Here is a 24,878-nt window from a genome sequence, read left to right as displayed (position 1 = left end):
GCGATCACACCCAACTGATCCCGCCCCAGATCCCCGAGGACGCCGCCACGATCATCGAGCAGATCACCGGGCAACCGGGACACTAAGCAAATGCATCAACTCAGGTCCGAGCTGGGTGATGCGCGTCGGCGGATCCGGCCGCTGGAGCAGGAGAACGAGGTCCTGCGCCGCGCGGCCGCCTACCTCTCGCAGGCGAACCTGCCGGGAAAATCCTCTTGTGGCTGACCGATATCACCGAGCACTGGACCGACGAGGGCAAGCTCTACCTCTGCGCGATCAAGGACGTGTTCTCTCGCGGGATCCTCGGCTACTCCATCAGCGACCGGATGAAGGCCCGACTGGCGGTAAAGGCCTTGGACAAGGGCGTGCCACGGGACAGACCTCCGCGATGAGCCCTGGTAGGCCCGCGCCCGGAGGCCCCGGCTCCAGCACTGGGGTCCGTGGGCGGCTGAAAGCCACTACTTCACACCCACGGGCTCCAGGTCGTGAGCCTCTGGGCAGGGCGGCAAGGAGTCTGGGATGAGGAACAATATGGGTTCTCCCGGGTTTACGTGTTCATCGTGGTCCACTGCGGCGCGCAGGAGGTTCAGTCCAGTGGTGTCGATGTGGAGCGTTTCAGTCAGGTCGACGGTGACCTGACCCGCGGGATGCATATCGCGTGCCTTGAGGATCAGGGAGAACAGCGCCTGCTGGGATTCTTCGGTGAGGCAGCCCGTGGTGACGAGCCGCATCGCTCTACTATCGATCTCGGCGCGGACGATCACGGAGATGTTGTGAGTCATGAGGGAGAAAGAGGTCCGTCCTTCGAGGGTGGGCGACTGGCCGCCGCCGGTGACGACCCGAGGCCGACAGCCCCACCGTACGGTGCTGGCTGTGCAGGCTGGCGTCGACGCGTTCATGGTCACCGACCGTGAGGTAGGTACGACATCGCGACGACAGAACGGAATGCCGGGCGGCGTGGGCCTCTGCGTGTGCGGGGTCTGGGACCGGGACCGTCTCGCTGCGGACAATTGTGTCGATGCGATGCTGAGGGCATGGACTCGACGACCCCGATCCTTGGTTTATGTGCCGATCCTGGCGTTCCGGAGCGTGTCGCTGCGTCGATCGCCGACGACTTGACCGGACAGCTTTTCCGCAAAACTGGTCTGCGGTGGCGGGTGGAGGTCAGCGAAGAAGCGCTGCCGCTGGCCCCCGATGGCACCATTCAGCTGCTCGAGCACGCGCCACGGTTGCTGGCAGAGCACGGATGGGAGTCCTTCGTCTACCTCACCGATCTGCCGCGGTACCTTGATGATCACCCGGTGCTGCTCCAAGTGAGTACCGATGCCCGCGCCGCGCTGATCTCGCTGCCCCCGCTCGGCGCGGTACGAGTTGCCCCGCGGATTCGTGAGTTGCTGATCACGCTGGTGGGGGCGGCCTCATCCGCTGCAAGCCCGGACGCGCCGGCCATCGAGGCTGCAGTCAGTCGTGTGAAGGTCGAGCAGCGTCCGTCCTCCGACGAGAACGACCTGATGATCACGATGCTGACGGGACGCTTCCGCGCGGTGCGCATGTTGGCCGGGATGCTGCGCAGCAACCGCCCGGGTCGTTTGCTGCCGGCCATGACCGGAAGTTTCACCGTGGCTGTCGCATCTGGCGCCTTCGGCGTGTTCTACGGGACCCTGGCGAGCGTGGCCGATCCCCTGTCGAGCCTCCGCCTGCTGCTGGTCAGCGTCCTCGTCATCGGCGCTCTGACAAGCTGGCTGATCGTGTCGAACAACTTGTGGAACCGTGAGCCCCAGCAGAGCGATATATGGCAGACGCGCCTGGATAATATCTCCACGATCATCACCGTGGGAGTCAGCGTGGTGCTGATGTATCTCATCCTCTTCGCCGTCATGCTCGCGCTGTCGCTGGCGCTCATCGACGCGGGCTATCTCCGCGGCGAGTTGATGCACCCGATCGGCCTGGGCGACTACATCGACCTGGCATGGCTGACGGCGTCTCTGGGCACTCTGGCAGGTGCACTGGGGTCGAACTTCGACAACGAGGACGCGGTGCGCTTGGCCACCTACAGCCAGCGGTATCACGAGCGGCGTGAGCTCTTCGACACCTACGAGAAGACCAGGACGGGGCAATGAACGTCAGGACTCACCCAGGAGCATTCTCAGCACGGACCTGATGCGCTGATTGCGGCCGTCACCGGGTCACCGCAGCGTCGCTCAGGCCTGTGTGCTGATGGAGGCCGGATCTTCCCCGTGGGCAGGTTTGAGGAAGGCCCGAACCAGCTTGGCGAGATCGTTCATCGGTGCATCGTCGTGCGGATTGCTCTGCATGGCGCGCACAGTCTCCTCACGAGCAGCGAGGTTAAGTACCAAGGCGAGCACCGCCCGACTGGCGAATGGCGGGTCGATGCCGTCCCGGAGGAGACACTTCTCGTCGAGCTGGGCAAAGCACTGCTCGAGCACGTGTTCATGCACCCGATGCAACCGAGCCACCCGAAACCGGCTGGGAAGATCCTTGCTCACGGCCTCGGCATCCAAAGTGGCCAGGAGCTGGATCGGGTGAGACGCCGGATGCCACACCTCTGCCAGTGCCCGCAGCAGCGCGTCACCGTCGGTGCAATACTCGTCGAGATGATCGAGGGCACTCTGCGCGCGCGCTTCTAACCGATCCAGCACAGCATTCAAGAGCGCTTCTTTCGACCCAAAATGATGCAGCATTCCCGGGTGAGACAGACCCACATGGCTTGCGATATCTCGCAGGCTCGAGGCGTGGTACCCGTGCTCGGCGAACATCTCCGCGGCGCCATCGAGAACCTCCTCCCCGCGGGAGGTGTGATGGGCACCTGCTGGGCGACTGCGGTCCGTCGCTCCCGGTGACCGTGGCGGCGTTGCAGGCTCAGACGCGTCGGCCGGTGGAAGCTTGCTCAGAGGCGTTTCCCGCTTGGGAGAACCACCTGGATGCTCAGCACGATCCGTAGTCGTCGGTTTAACGGTGCTCAATGCTTCAGCCTGTCTGTCGCCTGCCGGGTGACCTGCCACGAAGCTTCAGAGGGCAGGCAGTCCCGCCCCGCTGGAGGTCCGTTCTCATCTAACTGAAGAGTACCGGATCCGATTTCGGAACGCCGCTCGTTCTCGAGAGACGGCCTCGGCAGAGCGCCGCTTCCCGAAGAGCCGCGTGGCCAACGTGCTCGTCGGCAGCGGCAAACTTGCGACAGAGCTGGACCGACTGGATCTGATCGACGAGTACACGTTCCTCGTCCATCCCATGATCGCCGGCCACGGCCCCACCCTGTACCAGGACGGACTGCCCAGCACCCGACGACTCGATCTGAACTCGGCGGAGCCGCTCAGCAACGGCGCGGTCGCCATGCACTATCGACGGGCTGATTGAGGTCCGTCATCCGAAGACGGCGCACCTCGAGATGTCACCTATCCGTGCAGCAGTCCCGGTTGAAATCCGCAATCTTGGCTGCCTTCATCACGCCGGCGGACGGCTGAACAAGCCCCATCTACGGCCTCGCCCTCCCTCCAGATCCCTTCTAGAGACAGGGTCTGCACGCGCGCTAGTGCCTTATAGAATCTGGATCCTGTCCCGGCCACCTCTGCGGGATCCACTCCACGACCCGCCGCATCACCGTGGCGACCGGGTCGCATCGCCCGCCCGGATCGCCTCGGTGACCTCGAGGTGCAGCTGGAGTCCATGAGGGTCATGAACCGGCCCAGGTTTGATGCTGCTGCTGTTTGAGTCCGGAAGGATGGACAGCATGCCGAAGAAGATCGATCCCCAGCTGCGCGCGAGGTGCGTGCGGCTCGTGCGCGAGCACCAGCAGGAGTACCCCACCCTGACCGCGGCGACGGCCGCGGTCGCCCGCCAGGAAGGCGTCTCGCGGGAGTCCGTGCGGCGCTGGCTGGCCCAGGCTGACGTCGACAACGAGACGAAGCCGGGCGTGACCAGTGAGGAGTCTGCCGAGGTCAAGCGACTGAAGGCGGAGGTCAAGCGGCTCCGGGAGGACAACGAGATCCTCCGGCGGGCCTCGATTTTCTTCGCGGGGGAGCTCGACCCCCGAGGCCGCTGATCCTCGCGTTCATCGACGAGATGAGGGCCGAGGGCTACGCAGTCGAGTCGATCCTCCGCGTCCTGCGCCAGCAGGGCCTGGAGATCGCTGCGAGGACCTACCGCGCCTGGAAGCGCCCAGCCAGCAACCTCAGGTCAGATCCTCACGAAAGCCAAGCGTCCAACCACTTCAGCAACGCGACACTAGGACTGCCAGGTGTCTTGTTCATCAGTGTTTTGCGTGGCGGACTCAGAGGGCTCGGTGGCTCCGCGCCCCCAGCTCATCAGGATGCTGAGCTTCTCCGCCGCGGGCGAGCCGACGTCGGCGGTGTAGGTGGAGAGGAACTGCCCTCCTGACTCCGGGACCTCCAGGGTCTCGTAGCTGAGTGTCATCACCCCGACGGTGGGGTGGAAGATGCGCTTGGTGCCGTGCCCGTGCTTGAACATGCGGTAGTCCGCCCAGAACCGGGCGAACTCCGGCGACGCCACCGACAGCTCGCCGACCAGCTCCTCCAACTCCGCATCTGGCTCGGCGGGGTTGTGCGCCGCCCGCAGCGCGGCAACGGTGGGTCCGGCGACCTCCTCCCAGTCCGGGTACCGGGTGCGGTTGGATGCGTCGAGGAACAGCCATCGGGCAACATTCCGGTCGCGCGCCGGCATGGCGGCGAAGTCCGCCAGCAGGATCGTGGCTGACTGGTTCCAGGCCAGGATCTCCATGCGCGGTCCCTGGAGCAGCGCCGGAACAGGATCTATGGCGTCGACCAGGGCACGCATCCCGACCCGCGCCCGCGGCCTGGCCGTTCGCTGCGTGTGCGGGCGTGCAGGCTGCGGGCTGACAAGGCCGCGCAGGTGCTGCCGTTCCAGCGGGTCGAGCCGCAGCGCGTCCTCGATAGCAGTGAGGACCTGGTCCGAGACATTGCCGATGCGTCCCTGCTCCAACCTCGCGTAGTAGTCGACGCTCACCCCGGCCAATGCGGCCACCTCTTCGCGGCGCAGCCCCCGGCGCCGGCGCGGAACCGGCGACGGCGGTAAACCGACAGCCTCCGGATCAATCTGTGACCGGCGTGAAGTCAGGAACTCGCGCAATCCGTTCAGCGTTGTCATTCTCCCAGTCTGCCGTCGCGCTCAAGCCCCTGGCCGGTGTAGCAGGTAGTGCGAGTACCAGGTGCCAGACGGCGTGCTATCTGGTTCCCCTGGCCCCTGCGTGCTGATGGCATGGATGTCGTCACCGATCAGACCGGCATCTGTTCCCCGATGCCACCCACGTAGGAGGACGACCATGACTGAGAACCTCACCGGAACCGTTGCGATGATCAGCGGAGCCTCCAGCGGCATCGGCCGCGCCGCGGCCCGCCGCCTCGCCGGCGCGGGCGCTTCCGTTGCCCTCGTCGCCCGGCGCGCCGGCCGGCTCGAAGAGCTTGCCGCCGAGCTGCGCGCCGACGGTGGCACCGCCCTGGTCGTCGCCGCTGACCTGACCGACGCCGACACGGCAGCCGCCGCCGTCGAGACCACCGTCACCGCGCTCGGCCGACTGGACACGCTGGTCAACGCCGCAGGCGTCATGCTCAACGGCGCCTCTGACGAGACACCACTGTCCGAGTGGGACCGGATGGTCGACATCAACCTGCGCGGATTGATGTACGTGACCAAAGCCGCTCTGCCTCACCTGCTGGTGGCGGCGCAGCATGGCCCTCGTTCGGTTGCCGACGTCGTGAACATCTCCTCTGTTGCCGGCAGGTTCGCTGCCCCGACCGTCGCTGTGTACAACGCGACCAAGTTCGCAGTGACCGGCGCGACCGAAGCCTGGCGCCAGGAGTACACCACCCGCAACCTGCGCTTCTCGGTCATCGAGCCCGGCCGCACCGCCAGTGAGCTGTTCGAGCACAAGGCCAACTCCGACACCGACTTCACCGCCGCATTCGGTGAAGTCGAGGCATTGCACACCGACGATGTCGCCGACGCCGTCGGCTACATCGTCACCAACCCGCGGCGCGTCGCTGTCAACGAGATCGTCATCCGCCCCACCGATCAGCCCTGACCTGGGCCAAGCCGCCGGATTCGCTCATGCACCACCCGGACGGCGCACGGGGGGTTCGAGGCGCACCTGGCGCCGCGTCGCCCACGCGTCCTCCGGTGTTCAACTGCGAGCAACCGTCGGGTGCTTGACTGTGATGTCACACCGCCACGACGACACCAGCTCGGGAGACCCTATGCCGGCACCTGCCCCGCCCACCTCGCTCAGCCGCCGCCGCCTGCTGCAGGCCAGCGGCGCCTCGGCCGCCCTGCTCGCCCTCGGCATCAGCGCCCCTGAGGCCGACGCCGAGCCGCTGCCGCACCGGGAGGACCTCTTCGGCCTCGGCGTGGCCAGCGGCGCACCCCGGCCCGACGGCGCGGTGCTGTGGACCCGCCTGGCCCCGGATCCGCTGGCGGAGGACGGCCACGGCGACATGCCGCTGCGCAACGTCAGCGTGCGCTGGCAGGTGGCTCGCGACGCCGAGTTCAGTGACATCGTCCAGCGCGGCCAGGCCCTCGCCCAGCCTGAGCTCGCCCACTCCGTGCACCCGCGCGTTGAGGGGCTCGAGCCCGCGACGGAGTACTTCTACCGGTTCCTCGTCGGCAAGCAGACCAGCCCTGTCGGCCGCCTGCGCACGCTGCCCGCGGCCGGCGCCGACGTGGAGTCCTTCTCCGTCGGCGTGGTCTCTTGCCAGGCCTGGTACCACGGCCACTTCACCGCCCACAAGCATCTGGCCGCGGAGGAGGACCTTGACCTGGTGGTCTTCGTCGGCGACTACATCTACGAGTACGGCATCACCGAGTCGAACCTGTGGCGCCAGGGCGCCGAGGTCTCCGCGGCGCACGGCGTGGAGATCGAGACGCTCGAGCAGTACCGGCTGCGCTACGCCCTGTTCAAGTCCGATCCGCACCTGCAGGCCGTCCACGCCCGCGTGCCGGCCGTCGCGGTGTGGGATGACCACGAGGTCCAGAACAACTACATCGCGGACACCTCCGCCTACGCGATCCCGCCGGAGCTGTTCACCTACCGCATCGCCGTGGCCTACCGCGCCTTCTACGAGAACATGCCGCTGGACCTGGCGGCTCTGCCCGACGGGCCGGATACGGACATCACGGCCGGCTTCGACGTGGGCTCCCTGGCCCGCTTCTCCCTGCTGGATTCCCGCCAGTTCCGCGACCCCGTGCCCGAGAGCGCCGAGGAGCAGTACGCGCAGGACCGCACGATCCTCGGCGCTGACCAGGAGCAGTGGGTCACCGGGCGCCTCGAGGAGTCCGAGGCGTCGTGGAACCTGCTGGCCAACGGCGTGGTGCTCACTGCGATCAGCGAGGACCGCACCGACATGTGGGACGGCTACCCAGCCGCTCGGCAGCGGCTGCTGGATGCGATGGCCGCCAGCTCCAACCCCGTGATGCTCACCGGCGACATCCACAAGCACGTCGCCGCCGAGCTGCGGGCCGATTTCACCGATCCTGATGCCGAGACCATCGGCGTGGAGCTGGTGTGCACCTCCGTCGCCTCCGACGGGGACGGCGCCGAGACCGACGGCTACACCTCGGATTGGACCCAGCACGAGTACGTCAAGCACTACGACGGCCGACGGGGATACCTCCACGTGCGCCTGACGCCCGAGGAGCTGACCGCCAGCTTCTACATCGTCGAGTGGATCGAGGCCGACGACACTGCGCCCAAGCAGCTCTCGGCGCGCTTCACCACACCGGCCGACGACCCCCGTCTGATCCCGGCGTGACCCGGGCCCGAGAGGAGACAGCATCATGAGCCCGCGACCCGCCACCGTCACCGGTCTGCACGCCGAGCCCGCCCTGGCCACCACCACCCTGATCTGGGAGCCCCTGGCCTGGGAGCCGCTGATCGACCACTACCGCGTCTACGCCGTGCGCGGCGCCGGCGCGCCCGCCGCCCCGCGTGAGGAGGATCTGCTCGCCAAGACGGTCTACCCGCGCCTGGTCCACGACGGCCTGGATGCGGCCGGCGAGGAGTGGACCTACACCGTCCTGGCTGTCTCCGACGCGGGCGAGCGCGGCAAGCCCAGTCAGCCGCTGACCGCGACCTCGCAGCCCTCGGTCACCGCGACCGGCCGCGAGGTCGCCACCATCGGCAGCTTCGATGGCCGCACCCTCGAGTTCCGCTTCGCCCCGGATTCCTACTCGAGCATCCCGGATCAGTACCCCGATGCGGTCATCGAGTACACGCAGGGCGCCGACGAGCCCGGCAGCGCCTGGCCCTATCTGCTGCCCGGCCCGGGAGACGGCTGGGCCGGCAACCACGACTACCGCGCCCGCTGGACCGTGACCCTCGATGAGGCCCCGGCAGGCGACCACGACCTGGCGATCTGGCTGGTGGACACCACTCGCCTCGGCGGGACCCTGGCGGTCAGCGTGGGCGAGCAGCACATCCGCGACATCGACCTGCCGCTCGGCGCCACTCGCGGCTCCCGCGAGGGCGATGCGACCGTGCCCGGCTCGACGCTGGTGCGCTCCTTCCACGAGTTCGCCATCCCGGCCGACGCGCTGCAGGCCGGAGAGAACGTCATCGAGCTGCACCTGGTCGAGGGCGGCTGGGTCGCGTGGGACGCGGTGGGGCTGTTCGCGCGGGAGTGAGCCGTGCCGGTCCGCGTGGGCTCAGTGGTCCACGCGGACCTTCTCGGGCTCTGCGGCGCGGCGCCGTGCCAGCCAGCCCACCAGCGCCCACAGCAGCGCGCCGATCACCAGGATCGTGAACACCGGGCTGGAAGCGAAGATCCCGAGGGAGCCGTCGGACTGCAGCAGGCTGCGACGGACGTTAGCCTCCAGCAGCGGCCCGAGCACGAAGGCGAGAGCCAGCGGAGCCACCTCGAAGCCGAACTTCTTCATCACGTAGCCGAGGATGCCGAACGCCAGGGCCACCCAGATGTCGAAGATCGAGGTGTTCACGCTGTACACGCCGACAACGGTCACCAGCAGGGTCAGGGGGCCCAGGAACCGCATCGGGGCGCTGAGCAGCCGGGTGAACAGGTGGATCAGCGGGATGTTCAGCACCAGCAGCATGAGGTTGCCGATGAACATCGAGACGATCACGCCCCAGAACACCTCGGGGTGGGTCTGGATCAGCTGCGGCCCCGGGGTGATGCCCTGGACCATGAGGGCCCCGAAGATCACGGCCATCGTCGTGTTCGCCGGGATGCCCAGGCTGAGCAGAGGGATGAACGAGGAGTTCGCGGCGGCGTTGTTCGCCGTCTCGGGCCCGGCGACGCCCTCGATGGTGCCGGTGCCGAACTTCTCAGGGTGCTTGGAGATGCGCTTCTCCACGCCGTAGGACGCCATCGACGCGATGGTGGCGCCGCCACCGGGCAGGATGCCGAGCAGGAATCCGATCACCGAGCCGCGGGCGAAGGGGCCGGTGGAGGCTCGAACCTCTGCGCGTCGGGGCAGGACGCGCCCGTAGCCGAGGGACTCGGGTGGGTTGCGCCTGCTCTCGTCGATCGTGTGCAGCAGCTCGCCGATCCCGAACAGGCCCATCGCGACCGCGGTGAACTCGATCCCGCCGGCCAGTGCGGGCACTCCGAGGGTGAACCGGGCCGTGCCGTCGATGGGGTCGGTCCCGATGGTGGCCAGCAGCAGTCCCACCGCGGCGACCACGACCCCGCGCAGCAGTCCGCCGTTGGCGAGGTAGGCGACCAGCACGATGCCCACCAGTGCCAGCAGTGCGTACTCGGCGGGTCCGAAGCCGAGGGCGAGGCGGGCGATGGGGGCGGCCAGGAACAGCAGTCCGGTGATCGCGACGGTCCCGCCCACGAAGGACCCGATGGCGGAGATGCCCAGGGCCACCCCGCCCTGTCCCTTCCGGGCCATCTGGTATCCGTCGAACGTGGTCACGATGGTGGTGGCCTCGCCGGGGATCTTCAGCAGCACCGAGGTGATGGTCCCGCCGTAGGCGGAGCCGTAGAAGATGCCGGCGAGCATGATGATCGCGGATTCCGGGGGCATCGCGAACGTGATCGGCAGCAGCAGGGCGATGGTCCCGGCGGACCCGAGCCCCGGGAGCACCCCGATCAGGTTGCCCACCAGGACCCCGATGAACACGATCAGCAGATTCTGCAGGGTGAAGGCCGTCGATAGGCCCAGCAGGAACTCTTCCATCAGCGTGGCTCCTGAGTCTCGAGGGTCGGTGTGTCGGTGGGGTGGGCGGTCATAGCGGGGCGGAGACGCCGAGGATCACGAAGAACAGAACCCACGCCGCGGCCGTCGCGAGCACACAGGTCAGTGCGATCTGAAGCGGCTTGCGGGCGCCGGCGGCCAGTTGGCATCCCGTCAGCAGCACCAGCGAAGCCACGATGAAGTGGACGTACTGGAAGAGCAGGATGAAGGCGAGGATCGAGCCGACGGCCAGGAGTGCGTGCAGCTGTTCCCGGCCGAACGCTCCTTCCTTCCCGTCGCGGTTGAACACCACAAAGATGACGGAGCCGACGGTCAGCGCCGCGCCCAGCGTCAGCGGCCAGAGTCCGGCTCCGGGGCGCTGCAGTGTGCCCACACCGAAGCTGAGCGCCCAGGCGATCGCCCCGATCCCGACCGCCGCGAGGACCAGGGCGCCCAGTGGTTTCAGGACGCGCTGCCGCGGCGGGGCGGCGCCGGCCTCGGTTCCCGGGTCGATCGGCTCGGCTGCGGGTAGCGCGCCGTGCGAGGCTTGCTCATTCATCGATCAGGCCCAGTTCGGCGAAGGTCGTCCCGTTCTCGTCGTACTCCACCTGGAGGTTGTCGGTCAGCTCGTCGGCCGGCACGCTCGAGGGCTCGGAATACAGCGTCTTCAGGGACTCGGTCACCCCGTCGGACTCGCGGGCCTGGGTGAAGATGTCCTCCAGCTTCGCGGCGGCCTCGTCGGGAACCTCGGCGTTGGCGTAGAGCGCCTTCCACACGGACAGCTCGACGTCCACGCCCTGCTCCGCCGCGGTGGGGACGTCGGGCAGGGCCTCGATGCGCTCGGAGCTGAACACGGCGATCGCCCGCAGGTCCTCGGACTCGAGGTACTGCATCGCCTCTCCGGGGTGGACGGCCACGGCGTCGACCTGGTTCCCGAGCAGCGCGGTGATCGCCGGGGCGGAGCCGTCGAAGGGGATGCCCTCGGCATCCTTCTCCAGCAGGGAGAACGTCTGGGCGACCGAGAGCTGGGTGTAGCTGCCGGTGCCGGAGTTGGCATAGGTGAAGCGGTGCCCGTTCTCGGCGCGCAGGTCATCGATGCTCTGCCAGGCGCTGTCGGCGTTGACGACCAGCAGGATGGGCTCCTCGTTGACCGCGGCGATGCCGCGGAAATCCGAGGGTTCGAACTGGACGTCCTGGAAGTACGGCATGGAGGCGAACGGTCCGTTGGGCAGGTAGATCACCTGGCACGGGTCGGGCTGCTGCGTCGCGATCTCGGTCGCGGCGACGGTGCCGTTGGCTCCGGTGGGGTTGGTGACCTCCACCCGCACGTCGGAGTTCTTGGTGGCGGCGTCCGCGAGAGCCCGGCCTACGGTGTCGGAGCTGCCGCCCGGGGGATAGGGCACGGCCATCGTGATGGTGTCGCAGCCTCCCTCGCCGGAGGCATTGTTCTGGGCGCAGCCCGCGGTGGTGGTGGCGAGGGCCGCGGTGGCGGCCAGGACGATCAGGCCTCGGGATGATCTGCGGTACATGTCGCTACTCCTTCGTAACTGGTGGATGGGGGGCGGGACGTGCGGTGGTCAGAGGACGGTGGCTGCCCAGCCGGCGGTGTGCAGCTCACTCTCGGCCCGCCAGCGGGAGACCACCGCGGAGAGTCGATCGCGCTCGGCCCGGGCCGACGGGACGTCCCAGAGGTTGGCCATCTCGTGGGGGTCCTGCTCGAGGTCGAACAGCTGGCCGTCCTCGTGGTCGATGAACTCGACGAGCTTGTAGCGGCGGTCGCGCACCATCGTCATCAGTTCGGTCTTCTGCAGCACCATGTCCTGGGCGTGCTCGGAGAAGGCGTACTCGCGACCGGCGTACTCCTGGCCGTGCAGGGCCGGGACCAGGGAACGGGCCTCCATCCACTGCGGCGGGGCGATCCCGGCCAGCTCGAGCACCGTCGGCCCCAGATCGAACAGGGACGTCAAACCGTCGAGCCGCTGTCCTTCGCGGATTCCGGGTCCGGCGATCAGGGCGGGCACGTGCACGCTCGGCTCGTACATGGACCACTTCTGAATGTGGCCGTGGTCGTTGAGGCAGTCGCCGTGGTCCGAGGTGAAGATGATGACGGTGTCCTCGAGCACCCCGCGCCGCTCCAGGGCGGCCATGATTTCCCCGACCTGCTCGTCGATCATGGTCACGTTGGCCATGTAGTGGCGGCGCTGGCGGGCGACCTGGTCGGCGGTGGGGTTCTCCAGGTGCACGATGCCGTCGTGGTCGACCTCCAGGTTGTCGCGGATCAGGTCTTTCACCGCGTAGGGCTGGCTCTCCCGATCCTCGGGGGAGTCGTGTACCGGCGGCATCTCGACGCCGTCGTACTGCTCGAGGGCGGAGGTGGTGGGGTCATACGGCGGGTGCGGGCCGGGGAACCCGACCTGCAGGAAGAAGGGCTCATCGCCGGGATAGACATCGAGCCAATGTGCTGCCAGCCCGCCGACGAAGTTGTCCACGTGCAGGTCGTCGGGGGAGTCCCACTCGAAGGCGCCCAGCCGCTCGCTGTAGTCCTCCAGGGCGCGGTACTTGGTCGCCCGATCCGGCTTGACCAACCCGCGGGCGCGGAACGCCTTGTCCCATTCGTCGAGGAAGAACGGAAGCGTGGGATTGGAGCGGTCCTTGTTCTCGACCACGTGCCGCTCGTGGAACCCCAGGCTCGCGGTGTACGGGTAGGTGTGCATCTTGCCGACGTTCACGCAGCGGTACCCGGTCTCCGCGAGTCGCTGCACCCAGGAATGGCTCCACGGATCGTTGTTCTTCAGCACCCCGGTGGTGTGCGGGTACAGCCCCGTGAACAGGCTCGCGCGCGAGGGCGCGCAGGACGGCGCGGTCACGTACATGTTGGTGAACGACGTGCCGGAATCCGCCAGCCGATCGAGGTTCGGAGTGATCGCGTGCTCGTGGCCGAGCGCGGCGATCGTGTCGAAACGCTGCTGATCGGTGATGACGAAGACGATGTTGGGACGGTCCTGGGACATGTCGTCCTTTCTGTCGGGACGGCTGATGCCGCGTATGGGTCGGGTTCGTGGGGTCGGGGTCACGGGGATGGGTGACGCGTGGGTTCGCTTCGTGGGGAGGAATCCGCGGGGATGGTGCTGCTGGAGCCGGTGGCCTCGGTGCCGGACCGGCGGGCGGCCGACGGGTGAACAACGGCGACCGGGTTCCGGACTCTCCTCTGAGCCCGGGGACGTAATGCACATGTGAGCGTTATTGAATCTGCTCGGATGGTGGTGCGAGTGTAGGAGCGTGTCGAACGACGCGCAACCGCGCATTCATCGCCGTGCTCAAATGTGCGACAGTTGGGGCGTGGTGGATACACGGCGCAGGACCGACTCGATCAGTAGGGCTCTCGTGCTCGACGTGGCCCGGGCCTACTACCTCCATGACCGCTCGAAGGTCGATATCGCGCGCCAGACCGGCCTCAGCCGCTGGCAGGTCGCGCGCGTACTGGCCGACGCCCGCGACTCCGGCCTCGTGACCATCCATGTCGCCGATGACGATCCCGGCGCCCGCGACCTGGCCGGTCAGGTCCGGGACGCCCTGGGCATCAGCGAAGTGATCGTGGTCGACCGCGGCGCCAGCACCGCTCTGACCCCGAGCATCGACGCGGTGGCCTCCGGCCTGGCCGAGTACCTCTCCGAGACGGTGCGTGCGGGGGAGACCCTCGGCATCGTCTGGTCCCGCATCGTCGAAGCGCTACCGGGGAAGCTGCGCAGCATGGCGCCATGCGATGTGGTCCAGCTGGCCGGCGCGCTCACCTTTCCCGGCAACCGCGTGGGTTCGGTCGAGGTGATCCGTCAGGTCGCCCGCGTCGCCGAGGGGACCGCGCACCCGATCTATGCACCGTTGGTGGCGCCGACGGGAGAGACCGCGGCCGCCTTGCGGCGCGCACCGGAGATCGCGAAAGTGCTGGATCGGGCCGTGCATGCCGACCGTGCGGTGGTGGGGATCGGCACCTGGACCCGCGAGGGCTCCTCGATCCTGCCCCTGCTGCCGGAGGAGCTGGTGAGCGCGACTGCTGCGGCTGGTGCTGCCGCGGTCATCTCCGGCCGGGTGATCGATGCCGACGGGCAGGCGATCGACGTGGGCGTGGACGAGCACATCCTCGGAGTGAGTCTGGACCAGCTGCGCGGGATCCCGTCGGTGATCGGCGCCTGCGCCGGCGCCCATCGCGCCGACGCTGTGCGCGCTGCGGTGCGCGGAGGCCTCGTGGACGTGCTGATCGCCGACGAGCCCCTGGCCCGGGCGCTGCTGGGATCCTGAGGCGGGATATCTGAGGCGCGCGGGAGCGGCCAGTCCCCAGGGCCTGGCTTAGTGCTCACGCATGTCGGCCCTCCGTGTTGTCCGTACGAACGGCCGCCTCCTGCGAGGTCCGCTCGACGATCCGGCGCATCACCGCCGCCGCCTCCTCCGCCTCGCCCGCGGTGATCGCGCCGGCCACCTCGACGTGCAGCTGCAGGTCGTGAGGATCGGGCAGCAGGTGGGCCCGCTCCCGCACGGCCCGCTCCTGCAGGGCCTCGTCGATCACCGCCCGCAACCGGGCGAACATGCTGTTGGCGGAGAGGTCGAGCACCGCGGCGTGCAGGGCGAGGTCCGCCTGCAGGAACGCGGTCGCCTCGGGCTTGCCCGCGGCGCAGCGCATCGCGGCGACGGCGCGTTCGAGTTCGTCCGTGCTGGCCGATCCGCTGCGGACTGCCCGGGCGGCGGCGGCCGCGGCGGCCGGCTCGACCGCCAGTCGCAGAGCCCGCAGCTCCTCGATCTGCTGGGCTCGCTCGCTGCCCTCGAGCCGCCACCGGATCACGCGGGGATCCAGCACGTCCCAGTGCTCGCGGCCCAGCACGCGCAGCCCGACGCGCCGCCCGGCGCTGAGCATGCCCAGCGCGCCGAGCACCCGCGTCACCTCCCGCACCACGCTGCGGGAGGCGCCGGTGCGCCGGACCAGGGCGTCGATGGTGTCACCGTGCCCGGCGGGCAGTTCGCCGGCGACGATCTCACGGCCCAGCTGATCCAGGGCGCGCTCGAAGGCGGTGGACTCCGCGGCCATCGCCGCGCTCAGGCCTGGGAGACGGGGGAGACGACCAGTTCGTCGATGCGCACGTGCGCGGGGGACCCGAGCACGAAGCTGACGGTGCGGGCGATGTCCTCCGGGGTGAGCATGACGGCGCGGGCGGCGGCGTCGGGCACCTGCGGGCGCTGCTCGAGGAAGTCGGTGGCCACATCGCCCGGGCACAGGTGGCAGGCGCGCACGCCGTGGGCGGCCTCCTGCTGGTTCAGGGTGCGGATCAGGGAGGAGACGGCCGTCTTGGAGGCGGAGTAGGCCACGCCCGCGCCCGGCTGGAAGCTCCAGCCCGCGTAGGAAGAGATCGCCACGACGATGCCGCTGCTCTGACGCAGGTGGGGGAGGGCGGCATCGATGACGGTGGCGACCGCGGTGAGGTTGGTGCCGACGATCTGCTCGAACTCGCCCATGTCCTGATCGTCCCAGCGGCGCTGCGGCGCGTTCTGACCGGCGGCGAGCACCAGGGCATCCAGGCTCCCGAAGCGATCCGCGACGGCCTGGGCGGCTTCGGTCACGGCGCTCGTGTCGCGCACATCCAGGGGCAGCGCCAGGGCCTCGCCCCCGTCGGCGGCGATCTCGGCGACCACCTCGTCCAGCACCTCGCGGCGGCGCCCGCTGACAGCGACGGCCCAGCCCAGGGCTGCCGCGGCGCGGGCCACGGCGCGGCCCATGCCGCTGCCTCCGCCGGTGATCCACAGGGCGGGTGCGTTTGTGCCAGTCATGAGGTCTCCTCGTCGTGCCGTCGTCATCAGGGCTGTGCCGTTGTCATGTGGCTGCTCAGGGGCTGTGCGGATCGGGCATGGCCGCCGCGGAGGCGACTCCGGTGGCCCGCCCGATCTCAATAGTATGCTTTTTGGGACGGTCTGCCGACGGGGCATGCCGAGAGCGAGCCAGCGGCGACGGGCCGCGGAGAGGACGACGCGATGGAGCTGGATCTGAGGAACAAGGTGGTCGTGATCACCGGCGCGGCGCGCGGCATCGGAGCCGTCATCGCGCAGCGCTTCGCCGCCGAGGGCGCGAAGGTGATCGCCTTCGACCTCGCCTTCCCCGACCCCGCGGACGGAGTTGGCGTCGAGGAGGGTCAGGGCGAGGAGCTGCCCGTCGAGCAGGTCGTGTGCAACGTCGCCGATCCCGAGTCGGTCCAGGCGGCGGTGGACGAGGTGGCCGGCCGCCACGGCACCATCGACGTGCTGGTCAACAATGCCGGCATCAACGTCGAGGGCGCGGTGGCGGACATCGAGTGGGCGCGCTGGAAGGCCTGCATGGACGTGAACGTGGGCGGGGCGTTCCTCATGAGCCAGGCCGTCGCGCCGCTGATGCAGGCCGCCGGCGGCGGACGAATCATCAACGCCGCCTCGTTCGCCGCGATCGTCCCCAGCGTGGCCAGCGCCGCGTACTCCGCCTCGAAATCCGCCGTGGTGCAGCTGACCCGGGTGCTCGCTTCCGAGCTGGGGCCGTGGGACATCACTGTCAACGCCTACGCCCCCGGCATGGTGCCCACCGCCATGAACGGCTTCGCCGAGATGCCCACCGAGGCGCAGGACCGGCTGCTGGACACCCTCTCCCTGCGTCGCTGGGAGACCCCGGACGACGTCGCGAACCTGCTGATCTTCCTGGCCAGCGACCAGGCCTCCTACATCACCGGCACCCTGCTGGACGTCTCCGGCGGCAAGCTGGCCACGCAGATCCCGTCGCGGGCGTATGGGCGGTGACGTCGTCTCCGAGTGATCGTTGATCATCTCCGTCCCTCCGGTAACGTGCGTTCACACCATCCCTTGTGCACGATCCCGGAAGGATCGACATGTCGGTTCCCCCAGGGCAGAACCCCGATGCCCAGCCCGATTCCCTGCTTCCGAACGACCGGCTCGAACTGTACGGAGGCCGCTGGGCCGGGCTGATCCCGGCCGCCGTCCTCATCGCGGTGATGTCGTGGCTGTCCATCACCGAACGCGCCTCGATCTCGGCGTTCTGGGTCGGGGGGTTCCTCGCCCTGGTCATCGGCATGGCCTTGGCCCGCAACCGCACCCGGTACGCGGAGACGATCGTGCGCGGACTGACGGACCGGACCGGCGCGATGGTGATCCTCGCGTTCGTCTTCGCCGGCGTGTTCGGGGCCATCATGAAAGCGGCCGGGCTGGTGGACGGCCTGCTCTGGCTCGGCCTCCAGACGGGCCTGACCGGCTCCTGGTTCACGGTGCTGGCCTTCCTACTGGCCTGCGTCTTCGGTGCCGGCACGGGAACCAGCGTGGGCACCGTTCAGGCGATGGTGCCCGTGCTGTACCCCGCGGGCGTACTGCTCGGCGCCGACCCCACGATGCTCGCGGTCGCGATCCTGGCCGGTGGCGCGTTCGGCGACAATATCGCGCCGATCTCGGACACCACGGTGACCTCGTCCTTCACGCAGGACGCCGAGCTGGGCTCCGTCGTACGGTCCCGGCTTCCTCTCGCACTGTCGGCAGCGGCGGTCGCGCTGGTGGTGTTCGCGATCTTCGGCGGCGGTGGCGACGTGACCGAGGCCGACCAGAACGCCACCGGGGCGATCGGACTGATCCAGATCATTCCCTTCGCACTCGTGCTCACCCTCGCGCTGCTGCGCCGCCACCTGTTCGTCTCGCTGACATGGGGCATCGTCAGCGCCGTCGTGATCGGGCTGGTCACCGGCCAGCTGCAGATCGGCGCCATCTTCTCGATCCCGGGTGAACGCGGTGACTCCACGGGTCTGCTGGAGGACGGCATGGGTGGCGTGACCGGACTGATCCTGCTCGTTCTACTGATCATGGCCTTCTCTCGTGTCCTCGCCGAGAGCGGGATGATGGAATCGCTGCTCGCGAAGCTGCAGAATGCCGCCGCTCGCGGCGTGCGCAGCGCCGAGCTCACCATTATCGTGGTCACCTTGATCTTCACGGTGCCGCTGGGCGCCAACGCCCCGGCGATCCTGCTGGTGGGGCCGACGATCGCGAAGCCGCTCGGCCAGAAGTACGGCTTGAGCCCGGCACGCCGCGCGAACCTCCTGGACTGCAGTGCCTGCACTCTGTTCTACATGCTGCCCTGGCACAACGCGGTGATCGCCTGGTTCGCCACCGTCACCACGGTCGGGGCGACCTCTGACCTGACCGCCCCCGGAATCGGTGCGGCATTCCTGAACCCGTACGCCTGGGCGCTGCTGGCCGTCATCATCCTCTCGGCCGTGACGGGCTGGAACCGCACCTACAGCGCCACGAAGGAGACCGTCCCGGCATGACCACATCCACGATCGGTGTGCTCGGCGGGATGGGGCCGGCCGCCAGCGTCCACTTCCAGCAGCGGCTGGTCCAGCTCACCCCGGCCCAGCGCGATGCGGACCATCCCACCACCATCTCGTGGTCCGATCCGCAGATCCCGGACCGGGTCGCCGCCCTGCGCGGCACCGGGGAGTCTCCGGTGCCGGCTCTGCGCCGCGGAGCCGAGGTGCTCCGCGGCGCGGGAGCCGCGGTGATCGCCGTCCCGTGCAACACCGTCCATCCCTTCCTGCCGCAGGTGCTGGGGGAGAGCGGCTACGTCGACATGATCGACAAGGCGGGGCGGGCCGTCGCCGCCCGGGGCATAACCCGTGCGAGCGTGCTGGCGACCGCGGCGACGCTCGAGCACGGCATGTACGAGCGGGCCCTGGCCGCGCACGGGGTGGAGGCCGCCGCGCCGGCCGAGCAGCAGGCGGAGGTCCTCGAGATCATCGCCGCGGTGAAGACGGGTGCGGACCGTGCGCCGCTGCGGGAACGACTGCACGCCGTGATCGATGACCAGCTGCGGGGCGGCTGCGACGGCGTGCTCGTCGCCTGCACGGAACTCTCCGTCCTGATCGCGGAATCGCCGCGGTCGATGGTCGTGGACGCCCTCGACGAGCTCGCCCGAGAGACCCTCCGCCGGGCGGGGATCAGTCCGGCACGGTGAAGCGCTCGTCCAGGTGCTCACGCAGCACCTGGTCGTCGATCGAGCCGCCACGGACCATCACCCCGTAGGAGGCGCCCGCGCTCTGCGGGGCATCGTCGGCCGATGCCTTCTCCACGGCCCAGGCGACGTCGCCCAGGAACTGTTCGGCGACCTCCCCGTGCCGGGGGAAGGTGACCACGTGCAGGGACGGCGGGTCCTCCTGGGTGTCGATCCACCAGCCGCGCTCGCCGAGGGCGCCGGCGATCGCCGGAATCGAGGGCCCGGTGGAGGTGGCGGCGAACACGCCCATCGGCGGCGTCCCGATCACCTCGAGACCGTTCGCGGCGAGCCCTGCCTGCAGGGTGCGGGCCGTGGTCATGACCTGCGCGACGAGCTCGCGATACCCGGAGCGGCCCAGGGCCGAGAGCGCCGTCCAGGCGGCCGCCGCGGGGCCGACGGGCCGCGTGCCGATCACGCCGGAGGCGGCGTAGGCACCGCCGGGCCAGCCGGTGGAGACGTAGTAGCTGGCGTGCCGCAGCTCCGGGGTCGCGAACAGCAGGACCGAGGCGCCCTTCATCCCGTACCCGTACTTGTGCATGTCCGCGGACACCGAGGTCACTCCGGGCACATCGAGGCCGAACTGCGGAGGCTCCACCCCGGCGGCATCGAGGAAGGGCAGGAACAGCCCGCCCATGGCGGCGTCGACGTGGACCCCCACGCCGGTTCCGGCCAGTTGGCCTGCGATCTCCTCGATGGGGTCGACCACGCCGAAGGGGAAGCACGGGGCCGACAGGCACACGGCGGCAGTGCGGTCATCGACGGCGGCAAGGACGTCGGCGGGCGCGGGCAGGCCGTCCGGGCCGACGGGCACGAGCTCCACGGTGAGGCCGAGATAGTCCGCGGCCTTCCAGAAGCCCGGGTGCGCGGTCACCGGCATCACCAGGCGGCGGCGGGTCTCGTTGCCGGGGAGGTCGCGGTACCCCTTCAGCGCCACCATGATCGATTCGGTCCCGCCGGAGGTGAACACGCCGAACGCCTCGGACTCCGGTGCGATCACAGAGGCGACCATCGCGATCGTCTCGGATTCGAACTGCTGCACGCTCGGGAACGCCGAGGCAGACAGTGCGTTCTCGTGCGCGAACAGGGCGGAGGCGTCATCCACCAGCTGCTGGTGCCAGTCCGGGGAGTCGTAGACCAGGGACCAGCCGCGGCCCCCGCGCCAGTCGACGTCGTCTCGGGTGGCGTCCGACCAGCTTCCGCGGATCGCCGACGGGTCCAGGCCATGGTCTGGGAGTTGCACGCGACAACCCTAGCGGCCGCGCCGAGGCTCGCAGTCCCGCCTCGTCACGGGCATCACGCCTCGTAGACGACGTCTCCGTCCTTGATGGTCGCCAGCACCTCGAGGTCGCGGAGGTCCTGCGGAGCGATGGTCAGCGGATCACCGGAGAGGATCACGAGATCGGCGCGCATGCCGGCGCGGAGCGATCCCTTGTCGTTCTCCTCGCCGTACTGGTAGGCCGCTTCGGTGGTCACGGCGCGCAGCGCCTCCCAGGTGGAGATGCGCTCCTCGAGGCCGACGGGCCGGCCGGTGCGGCTGATGCGGTTCACGGCCGCCCAGATCGACAGCAGCATGTCCGGCGGCGTGACGGGGGAGTCCTGGTGCAGCGTCACCCGAACTCCGCGGTCCAGCGCCGAACACGCCGGGGAGACCCGTCGGCCTCGCACGGGCCCGAAGTTGCGCAGGTGCACATCGCCCCAGAACCAGGTGTGCACGGAGAAGATCGAGGCGATCATGCCCAGCGGCGCCATCCGCTCCAGCTGATCGTCTCGCACCGTCTGAGCGTGGATCATCACCGGGCGGGTCTCGAGCCAGTCCGGATATTCGGCGCCAACGCGCTCGGCGGTGCTCACCCACAGCTCCGCGGCGGCGTCACCGTTGCAGTGCACGATGAGCTGCCGTCCCTGCTCGGCGACGGTGCGCGTGAACTGCTCGACCTCATCGGGGGTATGGATCGGGTAGGCGCAGCCGGGGTTCTCATCGCCTGGGACCGGCTCGTAGGGCTCGCTCATCCAGGCCGACCGGGCCTGCGGCGAACCGTCGAGGATCATCTTGTACCCGCCGAGGCGCAGCCGGCCCACGTAGTCCCCGGCGAACCCCGGATACCGGTCGTAGGCGACGGTGCCGGACTGGACGACGGGGTAGACGACCACGTCCAGCCCGAGACCTCCTGAGCGGGCAACCTCGGCGAGTCCGTCGACGGTGGCGGGATCGGCGGCGCCCTCCTGCGCGGTGGTGATGCCATGGCGCAGATAGTCCTGGGCGGCGAGCCGCACGGAGCGGGCCGGGTCGGACGCGCCGCCAGGGAGCAGACCGCCGCTGCCGCCGGGGGAGAGGATCGCTGCGAAGGCCGCCATCGCGGGATGTTCCTCGACGTACCCGTCCGGGGCGCCATCGGCGCCGCGCCCGAAGCGGCCGCCCTCGGGATCCGGGGTCTCAGCCGTCAGGCCGGCACTCTCCACGAGGAACGAGTTCCCGACGGCGACGTGCATGCTGCGGTGCAGAGCGAACACGGGCTGGTCGGCAGCGACCTGGTCGAGGTCGTATCGGGTGGGGTGGCGGCCTTCGGCTAGGAGGTTCGGGTCGTACTTCGCGCCGATCAACGGGGACCTGTCGGAGGGATCGCGCTCGGCGAGACGCGTGCGGAACGCGGCGACGATGTCGGCGATGCTGCCGGCGTGCTCGAGGTCGACCAATGCGGAGAGCGCCCCGTGCTGGAGCAGATGACCGTGGGAATCGATGAACGAGGGCATCAGCGTGCGTCCGGCCAGGTCCACCTCGGTGACGTCGGCGCCGGCCTGCGCGCGGGCCTCGGCGAGCGGGCCGACGAACGCGATCCGGCCATCGCGGACCAGCACGGAGTCTGGTGCGTCGTCCTGGTCGACCATCGTCAGGATGCGTCCGGAACGGTAAAGCGTCTCCACGGGGTGGGTCCTTCTCTCGAGCGGTTCGGTGCTGGCGATCGTGCCACGGCGGGGCGTGCCGCGCGGAGGAGGGAGATCAGGCGCCGGTGACCGAGGCCGCGTCCTGATCGGTGTCGGGAGCGGCTCCCTGGGCATTGCCGCGCAGGCTCCAGGTGCGGGAGCCGAAGGAGCGCGTCAGGAGCATGATCAGGAAGTAGCCGACCGTCAGAGCTGCCATGATGCCCAGCGCCGCGGGGAGGCCGAGCTCGCCGGCGAAGGCCGCGGAGATCGTGAGCATCGCGGGGATGTACAGCATCTCGGGAAGGTTCATCAGGCCCATCTCGGCCATGGTGGTGGTGCGCATGCGCGGGTCGAGGATCCGCACGAGGGCGAGGCCGGTGGGGGTGGTCCCGGTCAGGGTGCCGTACATGCCCATGGTGCGTTCGAAGTCGTGGTCGCTGCCGTAGCGCTGGCCGATGAGGAACACCATCACCACCGTGGCTGCGATGACCAGCGCCACGGTGACCAGGATCGGCACGATCCACGCGGTGACGACGGCTGCCTGGACGGCCATGAAGGAGGCGACCACGACGAAGTCGGTGGAGAAGCCGGTGATCTTGGCCTGGAGTCTGCGGTCCATCAGGTGCTCGACGTTCAGCCGGCGCAGCACCCAGCGCAGGAAGTAGGCGGCCAGCAGCCCGTTCATGAACATCATCCCGCTGATGGTGTCGCCGAAGAAGCCGGGGATGAACGCGAAGAGCCATGACAGGCCGTGGGCGAGGATGTAGGCGACGCCCATCATGGCGAAGTGGAAGGTGAGGGTGTCGATGCTGCCCGAGAACGTCGTCTCGGAGCCCATCGTCTCGGTCTCCTCCTCGTCCCGGAAGTACCCCTTGCCGACGGAGTCCGAGATGCCCATCGAATGAGTGGCCAGGCCCCGGTTCATGCCCCACTTGGCCAGCGGCACACCCACCAGGAAGGCGGCGGCGAACCCGACAGAGGCGAACGCGAGCCCGACGTCCACGGCGTTGTCCCAGCCCTGCTGCTCGAAGATTCCCGCGAACGTGACGGCCTGACCGGGCCCCTGGGCGAAGGCGAAGGGCACCATGAAGCCGTACATGGCGTCCATCCCGCCGAAGCGCCCGGTGGTCGCCACGATCGCGATCCCGAGCAGGGCCTGCACGGCGAACACCAGGGTCCACGTCAGGCCCATCGCCCACGCACCGCGCAGCAGCACCTTCTGCGTCTGCCCGCCCCCTCCCGAGCCCGGGGGCGGGGGCGTGAGACCGATGGAGATGAAGGAGAGGGTGAACAGCTCGGCGGTGAGCGTGGCAAACATGGCGCTGTCCACGCCGTCGAACATCCCGGAGAGACCGAGGTTCATGGCGATCGCACCGAGGAACCCGGCGATCACGAATGCCGGCACGAGATTGCTGCGGAAGGCGGGTACCCACCGCCGTACCGCCATCCCGATCAGACAGAAGGCACCGATGAGGGACAGGCCGAACAGCGCTGACACGGGGAGAGCTCCTTGTCGTCGCCCCGCTGCGGACGCTGTGGGTCGGGGTGCGGGACGCGAATGATCGTCGTGGGGTCGGAGGCTATCGTGTCCATGGGCTTGGCCGTCGGCGCTGCCGCGCCTCGCGAATGAACGTTCACGTAACAATCAGGAACCATATTCCGTGCCGTGTGTCGCGCAGGCGCCCAGCTGGGGCATAGTCCGGCACGGGGCCGTTTCCGCCTGCGGCGATGCGGTACTGTCCCAGCAGCGCACCGGCGATATGCGGCAGACGGGATGGAGCGGTAACGACCCATGAGTGACGGAGACAGTGCGGCAGGAACCGTCCCGGCGTCCGCTGCACCCGAAACCGACGCGGACAGTGCCAGCTCCCAGCAGGTCGTCAAGGCCGCGCGCCGCGGCAGGTCCCGGCGCCTCCGGCGCAACCGCCTGCTGCAGGCCGGAGTCCTGGTCGCCGTGCTGGCGATCTGGTGGCTGATCACGGCACTGAAGCTCGTCGATCCCCTGTACCTGCCCAGCCCGCAATCGGTCCTCGGCTCCTTCATCAACGCCAATCGGTGCCTCGTGGTCGACGAGGCCTCCGGCCGGACGGTGTGCGGGGTGCAGAACTACTACCTGTGGGAGCACCTGCTCGCCTCCCTCCAGCGCATCGGTGTGGGCGTCGCCCTCGCTGCGGTCGCCGGAATTGCCCTCGGCTTCCTCATGAGCATGTGGGAGCCGGCGAACACGGCACTCGCTCCCTATCTGAACTTCCTGCGAGCGCTGCCCCCTCTGGGCTACATCGGCCTGATCATCGTCTGGGTCGGCATCGGCGATCTCTCGAAGTTCCTGCTGCTGTTCCTGGCCGCCTTCCCGCCGATCGTCATCGCCACCATCGACGGGGTCCGCGGCGTGCGGGAGGACTACATCTCCGCGGCCCGCAGCATGGGCGCCGGGCCACCGGAGATAGCGCGCTTCGTCGTGCTGCCGGCCGCTACCGCCTCGATCTTCTCCGGTGTGCGGCTCGCGGTCGGGTTCGCCTGGACCACCGTGGTGGCCGCGGAGCTCAACAACGGGATCCCCGGGATCGGCGGCCTCGCCTACATCTCCGGCACGCAGCTGAACACGTCGCTCACGATCGCCTGCATCATCGTCATCGGTCTCGTCGCGGTCGCACTGGACGGCTGCATCCGCTGGATCGGCGACCGCCTGGTGCCCTGGCAGGGAAAGGTCTGA

Annotated in this window: 23 protein-coding genes and 2 pseudogenes; 13 read left to right on the top strand and 12 right to left on the bottom strand. The window is 69.0% G+C overall.

Features of this window, described 5'->3' with window-relative positions:
- Positions 1-90: 90 nt before the first annotated feature.
- Positions 91-225, top strand: a complete 135-nt coding sequence (locus ACFQRJ_RS13315; RefSeq protein ID WP_377019651.1) for a hypothetical protein — start codon at positions 91-93, stop codon at positions 223-225.
- A pseudogene (locus ACFQRJ_RS13310) lies at positions 216-389 on the top strand (DDE-type integrase/transposase/recombinase); the annotation flags it as partial. The gene ACFQRJ_RS13315 and the pseudogene ACFQRJ_RS13310, both read left to right, overlap by 10 nt.
- Before the next feature lie 69 nt (positions 390-458).
- Here the strand turns inward: ACFQRJ_RS13310 and ACFQRJ_RS13305 are convergent.
- Positions 459-782, bottom strand: a complete 324-nt coding sequence (locus tag ACFQRJ_RS13305; RefSeq protein ID WP_377019650.1) for a hypothetical protein — start codon at positions 780-782, stop codon at positions 459-461.
- Between the two features lie 252 nt (positions 783-1,034).
- On the opposite strand from ACFQRJ_RS13305, the gene ACFQRJ_RS13300 reads away from it, so the two are divergent.
- The gene (locus ACFQRJ_RS13300; protein ID WP_377019649.1) at positions 1,035-2,120 is read left to right on the top strand and encodes a hypothetical protein; all 1,086 of its coding nucleotides are present in this window, start codon (positions 1,035-1,037) and stop codon (positions 2,118-2,120) included.
- A gap of 81 nt (positions 2,121-2,201) precedes the next feature.
- Here ACFQRJ_RS13300 and ACFQRJ_RS13295 read toward each other — a convergent pair whose 3' ends face one another.
- The gene (locus ACFQRJ_RS13295; protein WP_377019648.1) at positions 2,202-3,023 is read right to left on the bottom strand and encodes a TetR/AcrR family transcriptional regulator; all 822 of its coding nucleotides are present in this window, start codon (positions 3,021-3,023) and stop codon (positions 2,202-2,204) included.
- 136 nt (positions 3,024-3,159) lie between these two features.
- Here ACFQRJ_RS13295 and ACFQRJ_RS13290 point away from each other — a divergent pair, with 136 nt between their 5' ends.
- Positions 3,160-3,375, top strand: a complete 216-nt coding sequence (locus ACFQRJ_RS13290) for a dihydrofolate reductase family protein (protein WP_377019647.1) — start codon at positions 3,160-3,162, stop codon at positions 3,373-3,375.
- Positions 3,376-3,748: 373 nt separating this feature from the next.
- A pseudogene (locus ACFQRJ_RS13285) lies at positions 3,749-4,176 on the top strand (IS3 family transposase); the annotation flags it as partial.
- Positions 4,177-4,242: 66 nt separating this feature from the next.
- On the opposite strand, the gene ACFQRJ_RS13280 reads toward ACFQRJ_RS13285, so the two are convergent.
- Positions 4,243-5,142: a helix-turn-helix transcriptional regulator gene (locus ACFQRJ_RS13280; protein WP_377019646.1), complete on the bottom strand. Its 900-nt coding sequence runs from the start codon at positions 5,140-5,142 to the stop codon at positions 4,243-4,245.
- 175 nt (positions 5,143-5,317) lie between these two features.
- Between ACFQRJ_RS13280 and ACFQRJ_RS13275 the strand changes: the two genes are divergently transcribed.
- The 3 genes from ACFQRJ_RS13275 (at position 5,318) to ACFQRJ_RS13265 (ending at position 8,670) form a co-directional block, all read left to right on the top strand.
- A complete protein-coding gene (locus tag ACFQRJ_RS13275; protein ID WP_377019645.1) occupies positions 5,318-6,076 on the top strand; it encodes an SDR family NAD(P)-dependent oxidoreductase in 759 nt (252 codons plus the stop codon).
- 172 nt (positions 6,077-6,248) lie between these two features.
- A complete protein-coding gene (locus ACFQRJ_RS13270) occupies positions 6,249-7,799 on the top strand; it encodes an alkaline phosphatase D family protein (protein WP_377019644.1) in 1,551 nt (516 codons plus the stop codon).
- A 25-nt stretch (positions 7,800-7,824) separates the two neighbouring features.
- Positions 7,825-8,670, top strand: coding sequence for a polysaccharide lyase family protein (locus ACFQRJ_RS13265; RefSeq protein WP_377019642.1), 846 nt, complete (start codon positions 7,825-7,827; stop codon positions 8,668-8,670).
- Positions 8,671-8,691: 21 nt separating this feature from the next.
- On the opposite strand, the gene ACFQRJ_RS13260 is transcribed toward ACFQRJ_RS13265, so the two are convergent.
- The 4 genes from ACFQRJ_RS13260 to ACFQRJ_RS13245 are packed head-to-tail and all read right to left on the bottom strand — an operon-like array spanning position 8,692 to position 13,196.
- Positions 8,692-10,188, bottom strand: coding sequence for a tripartite tricarboxylate transporter permease (locus ACFQRJ_RS13260; RefSeq protein WP_377019641.1), 1,497 nt, complete (start codon positions 10,186-10,188; stop codon positions 8,692-8,694).
- Positions 10,189-10,237: 49 nt separating this feature from the next.
- A complete protein-coding gene (locus ACFQRJ_RS13255; RefSeq protein ID WP_377019640.1) occupies positions 10,238-10,744 on the bottom strand; it encodes a tripartite tricarboxylate transporter TctB family protein in 507 nt (168 codons plus the stop codon).
- Positions 10,737-11,714, bottom strand: a complete 978-nt coding sequence (locus ACFQRJ_RS13250) for a tripartite tricarboxylate transporter substrate binding protein (protein ID WP_377019638.1) — start codon at positions 11,712-11,714, stop codon at positions 10,737-10,739. Before ACFQRJ_RS13250 ends, ACFQRJ_RS13255 begins: the two co-directional genes overlap by 8 nt.
- Positions 11,715-11,762: 48 nt before the next feature.
- Positions 11,763-13,196, bottom strand: coding sequence for a sulfatase (locus tag ACFQRJ_RS13245; RefSeq protein ID WP_377019637.1), 1,434 nt, complete (start codon positions 13,194-13,196; stop codon positions 11,763-11,765).
- Positions 13,197-13,569: 373 nt separating this feature from the next.
- Here ACFQRJ_RS13245 and ACFQRJ_RS13240 point away from each other — a divergent pair, with 373 nt between their 5' ends.
- Positions 13,570-14,481 carry a sugar-binding transcriptional regulator gene (locus ACFQRJ_RS13240; RefSeq protein WP_377019636.1) on the top strand — a complete coding sequence of 304 codons (912 nt, stop codon included), beginning with the start codon at positions 13,570-13,572 and terminating at the stop codon, positions 14,479-14,481.
- 55 nt (positions 14,482-14,536) lie between these two features.
- Here ACFQRJ_RS13240 and ACFQRJ_RS13235 read toward each other — a convergent pair whose 3' ends face one another.
- Entirely contained in the window at positions 14,537-15,262 is a 726-nt protein-coding gene (locus tag ACFQRJ_RS13235) for a FadR/GntR family transcriptional regulator (protein WP_377019635.1), read from the bottom strand.
- An 8-nt stretch (positions 15,263-15,270) separates the two neighbouring features.
- Positions 15,271-15,999, bottom strand: coding sequence for an SDR family oxidoreductase (locus ACFQRJ_RS13230; RefSeq protein ID WP_377019634.1), 729 nt, complete (start codon positions 15,997-15,999; stop codon positions 15,271-15,273).
- Positions 16,000-16,200: 201 nt separating this feature from the next.
- Between ACFQRJ_RS13230 and ACFQRJ_RS13225 the strand changes: the two genes are divergently transcribed.
- The 3 genes from ACFQRJ_RS13225 to ACFQRJ_RS13215 all read left to right on the top strand — a co-directional run bounded on the left by ACFQRJ_RS13225 (position 16,201) and on the right by ACFQRJ_RS13215 (position 19,204).
- The gene (locus tag ACFQRJ_RS13225) at positions 16,201-16,989 is read left to right on the top strand and encodes an SDR family NAD(P)-dependent oxidoreductase (RefSeq protein ID WP_377019633.1); all 789 of its coding nucleotides are present in this window, start codon (positions 16,201-16,203) and stop codon (positions 16,987-16,989) included.
- An 89-nt stretch (positions 16,990-17,078) separates the two neighbouring features.
- A complete protein-coding gene (locus ACFQRJ_RS13220) occupies positions 17,079-18,518 on the top strand; it encodes a Na+/H+ antiporter NhaC family protein (protein ID WP_377019632.1) in 1,440 nt (479 codons plus the stop codon).
- Positions 18,515-19,204 (top strand): aspartate/glutamate racemase family protein, encoded by a 690-nt coding sequence (locus ACFQRJ_RS13215; RefSeq protein ID WP_377019631.1) that lies wholly within the window; start codon positions 18,515-18,517, stop codon positions 19,202-19,204. The genes ACFQRJ_RS13220 and ACFQRJ_RS13215 overlap by 4 nt, the downstream gene beginning before the upstream one ends.
- Here the strand turns inward: ACFQRJ_RS13215 and ACFQRJ_RS13210 are convergent.
- The 3 genes from ACFQRJ_RS13210 to ACFQRJ_RS13200 form a co-directional block, all read right to left on the bottom strand.
- Positions 19,188-20,483, bottom strand: coding sequence for a pyridoxal phosphate-dependent decarboxylase family protein (locus ACFQRJ_RS13210; RefSeq protein WP_377019630.1), 1,296 nt, complete (start codon positions 20,481-20,483; stop codon positions 19,188-19,190). The genes ACFQRJ_RS13215 and ACFQRJ_RS13210 overlap by 17 nt on opposite strands.
- 53 nt (positions 20,484-20,536) lie before the next feature.
- Complete coding sequence (locus tag ACFQRJ_RS13205; RefSeq protein WP_377019629.1) at positions 20,537-22,165, bottom strand: amidohydrolase; 1,629 nt, start codon at positions 22,163-22,165, stop codon at positions 20,537-20,539.
- Positions 22,166-22,241: 76 nt separating this feature from the next.
- Positions 22,242-23,663 carry a sodium/glutamate symporter gene (locus ACFQRJ_RS13200; protein ID WP_377019627.1) on the bottom strand — a complete coding sequence of 474 codons (1,422 nt, stop codon included), beginning with the start codon at positions 23,661-23,663 and terminating at the stop codon, positions 22,242-22,244.
- A 294-nt stretch (positions 23,664-23,957) separates the two neighbouring features.
- Between ACFQRJ_RS13200 and ACFQRJ_RS13195 the strand changes: the two genes are divergently transcribed.
- Positions 23,958-24,878, top strand: coding sequence for an ABC transporter permease (locus ACFQRJ_RS13195; RefSeq protein ID WP_377019626.1), 921 nt, complete (start codon positions 23,958-23,960; stop codon positions 24,876-24,878).

Origin of the sequence: Brachybacterium sp. GCM10030252 (genome assembly GCF_042666535.1) — a bacterium.
In the GTDB taxonomy this organism is placed as follows: Bacteria; Actinomycetota; Actinomycetes; order Actinomycetales; family Dermabacteraceae; genus Brachybacterium.
The sequence above is the reverse complement of the archived record's forward strand: the minus strand, read 5'-3'. Positions and strand labels throughout refer to the sequence as shown.

Bases quoted from the DNA above. Each gene is read 5' to 3' on its own strand.
- ACFQRJ_RS13315 (WP_377019651.1), top strand. From the start codon at position 91: ATGCATCAACTCAGGTCCGAGCTGGGTGATGCGCGTCGGCGGATCCGG.
- ACFQRJ_RS13305 (WP_377019650.1), bottom strand. From the start codon at position 782: ATGACTCACAACATCTCCGTGATCGTCCGCGCCGAGATCGATAGTAGA.
- ACFQRJ_RS13300 (WP_377019649.1), top strand. From the start codon at position 1,035: ATGGACTCGACGACCCCGATCCTTGGTTTATGTGCCGATCCTGGCGTT.
- ACFQRJ_RS13280 (WP_377019646.1), bottom strand. From the start codon at position 5,142: ATGACAACGCTGAACGGATTGCGCGAGTTCCTGACTTCACGCCGGTCA.
- ACFQRJ_RS13275 (WP_377019645.1), top strand. From the start codon at position 5,318: ATGACTGAGAACCTCACCGGAACCGTTGCGATGATCAGCGGAGCCTCC.
- ACFQRJ_RS13270 (WP_377019644.1), top strand. From the start codon at position 6,249: ATGCCGGCACCTGCCCCGCCCACCTCGCTCAGCCGCCGCCGCCTGCTG.
- ACFQRJ_RS13265 (WP_377019642.1), top strand. From the start codon at position 7,825: ATGAGCCCGCGACCCGCCACCGTCACCGGTCTGCACGCCGAGCCCGCC.
- ACFQRJ_RS13260 (WP_377019641.1), bottom strand. From the start codon at position 10,188: ATGGAAGAGTTCCTGCTGGGCCTATCGACGGCCTTCACCCTGCAGAAT.
- ACFQRJ_RS13255 (WP_377019640.1), bottom strand. From the start codon at position 10,744: ATGAATGAGCAAGCCTCGCACGGCGCGCTACCCGCAGCCGAGCCGATC.
- ACFQRJ_RS13250 (WP_377019638.1), bottom strand. From the start codon at position 11,714: ATGTACCGCAGATCATCCCGAGGCCTGATCGTCCTGGCCGCCACCGCG.
- ACFQRJ_RS13245 (WP_377019637.1), bottom strand. From the start codon at position 13,196: ATGTCCCAGGACCGTCCCAACATCGTCTTCGTCATCACCGATCAGCAG.
- ACFQRJ_RS13235 (WP_377019635.1), bottom strand. From the start codon at position 15,262: ATGGCCGCGGAGTCCACCGCCTTCGAGCGCGCCCTGGATCAGCTGGGC.
- ACFQRJ_RS13230 (WP_377019634.1), bottom strand. From the start codon at position 15,999: ATGACTGGCACAAACGCACCCGCCCTGTGGATCACCGGCGGAGGCAGC.
- ACFQRJ_RS13225 (WP_377019633.1), top strand. From the start codon at position 16,201: ATGGAGCTGGATCTGAGGAACAAGGTGGTCGTGATCACCGGCGCGGCG.
- ACFQRJ_RS13220 (WP_377019632.1), top strand. From the start codon at position 17,079: ATGTCGGTTCCCCCAGGGCAGAACCCCGATGCCCAGCCCGATTCCCTG.
- ACFQRJ_RS13215 (WP_377019631.1), top strand. From the start codon at position 18,515: ATGACCACATCCACGATCGGTGTGCTCGGCGGGATGGGGCCGGCCGCC.
- ACFQRJ_RS13195 (WP_377019626.1), top strand. From the start codon at position 23,958: ATGAGTGACGGAGACAGTGCGGCAGGAACCGTCCCGGCGTCCGCTGCA.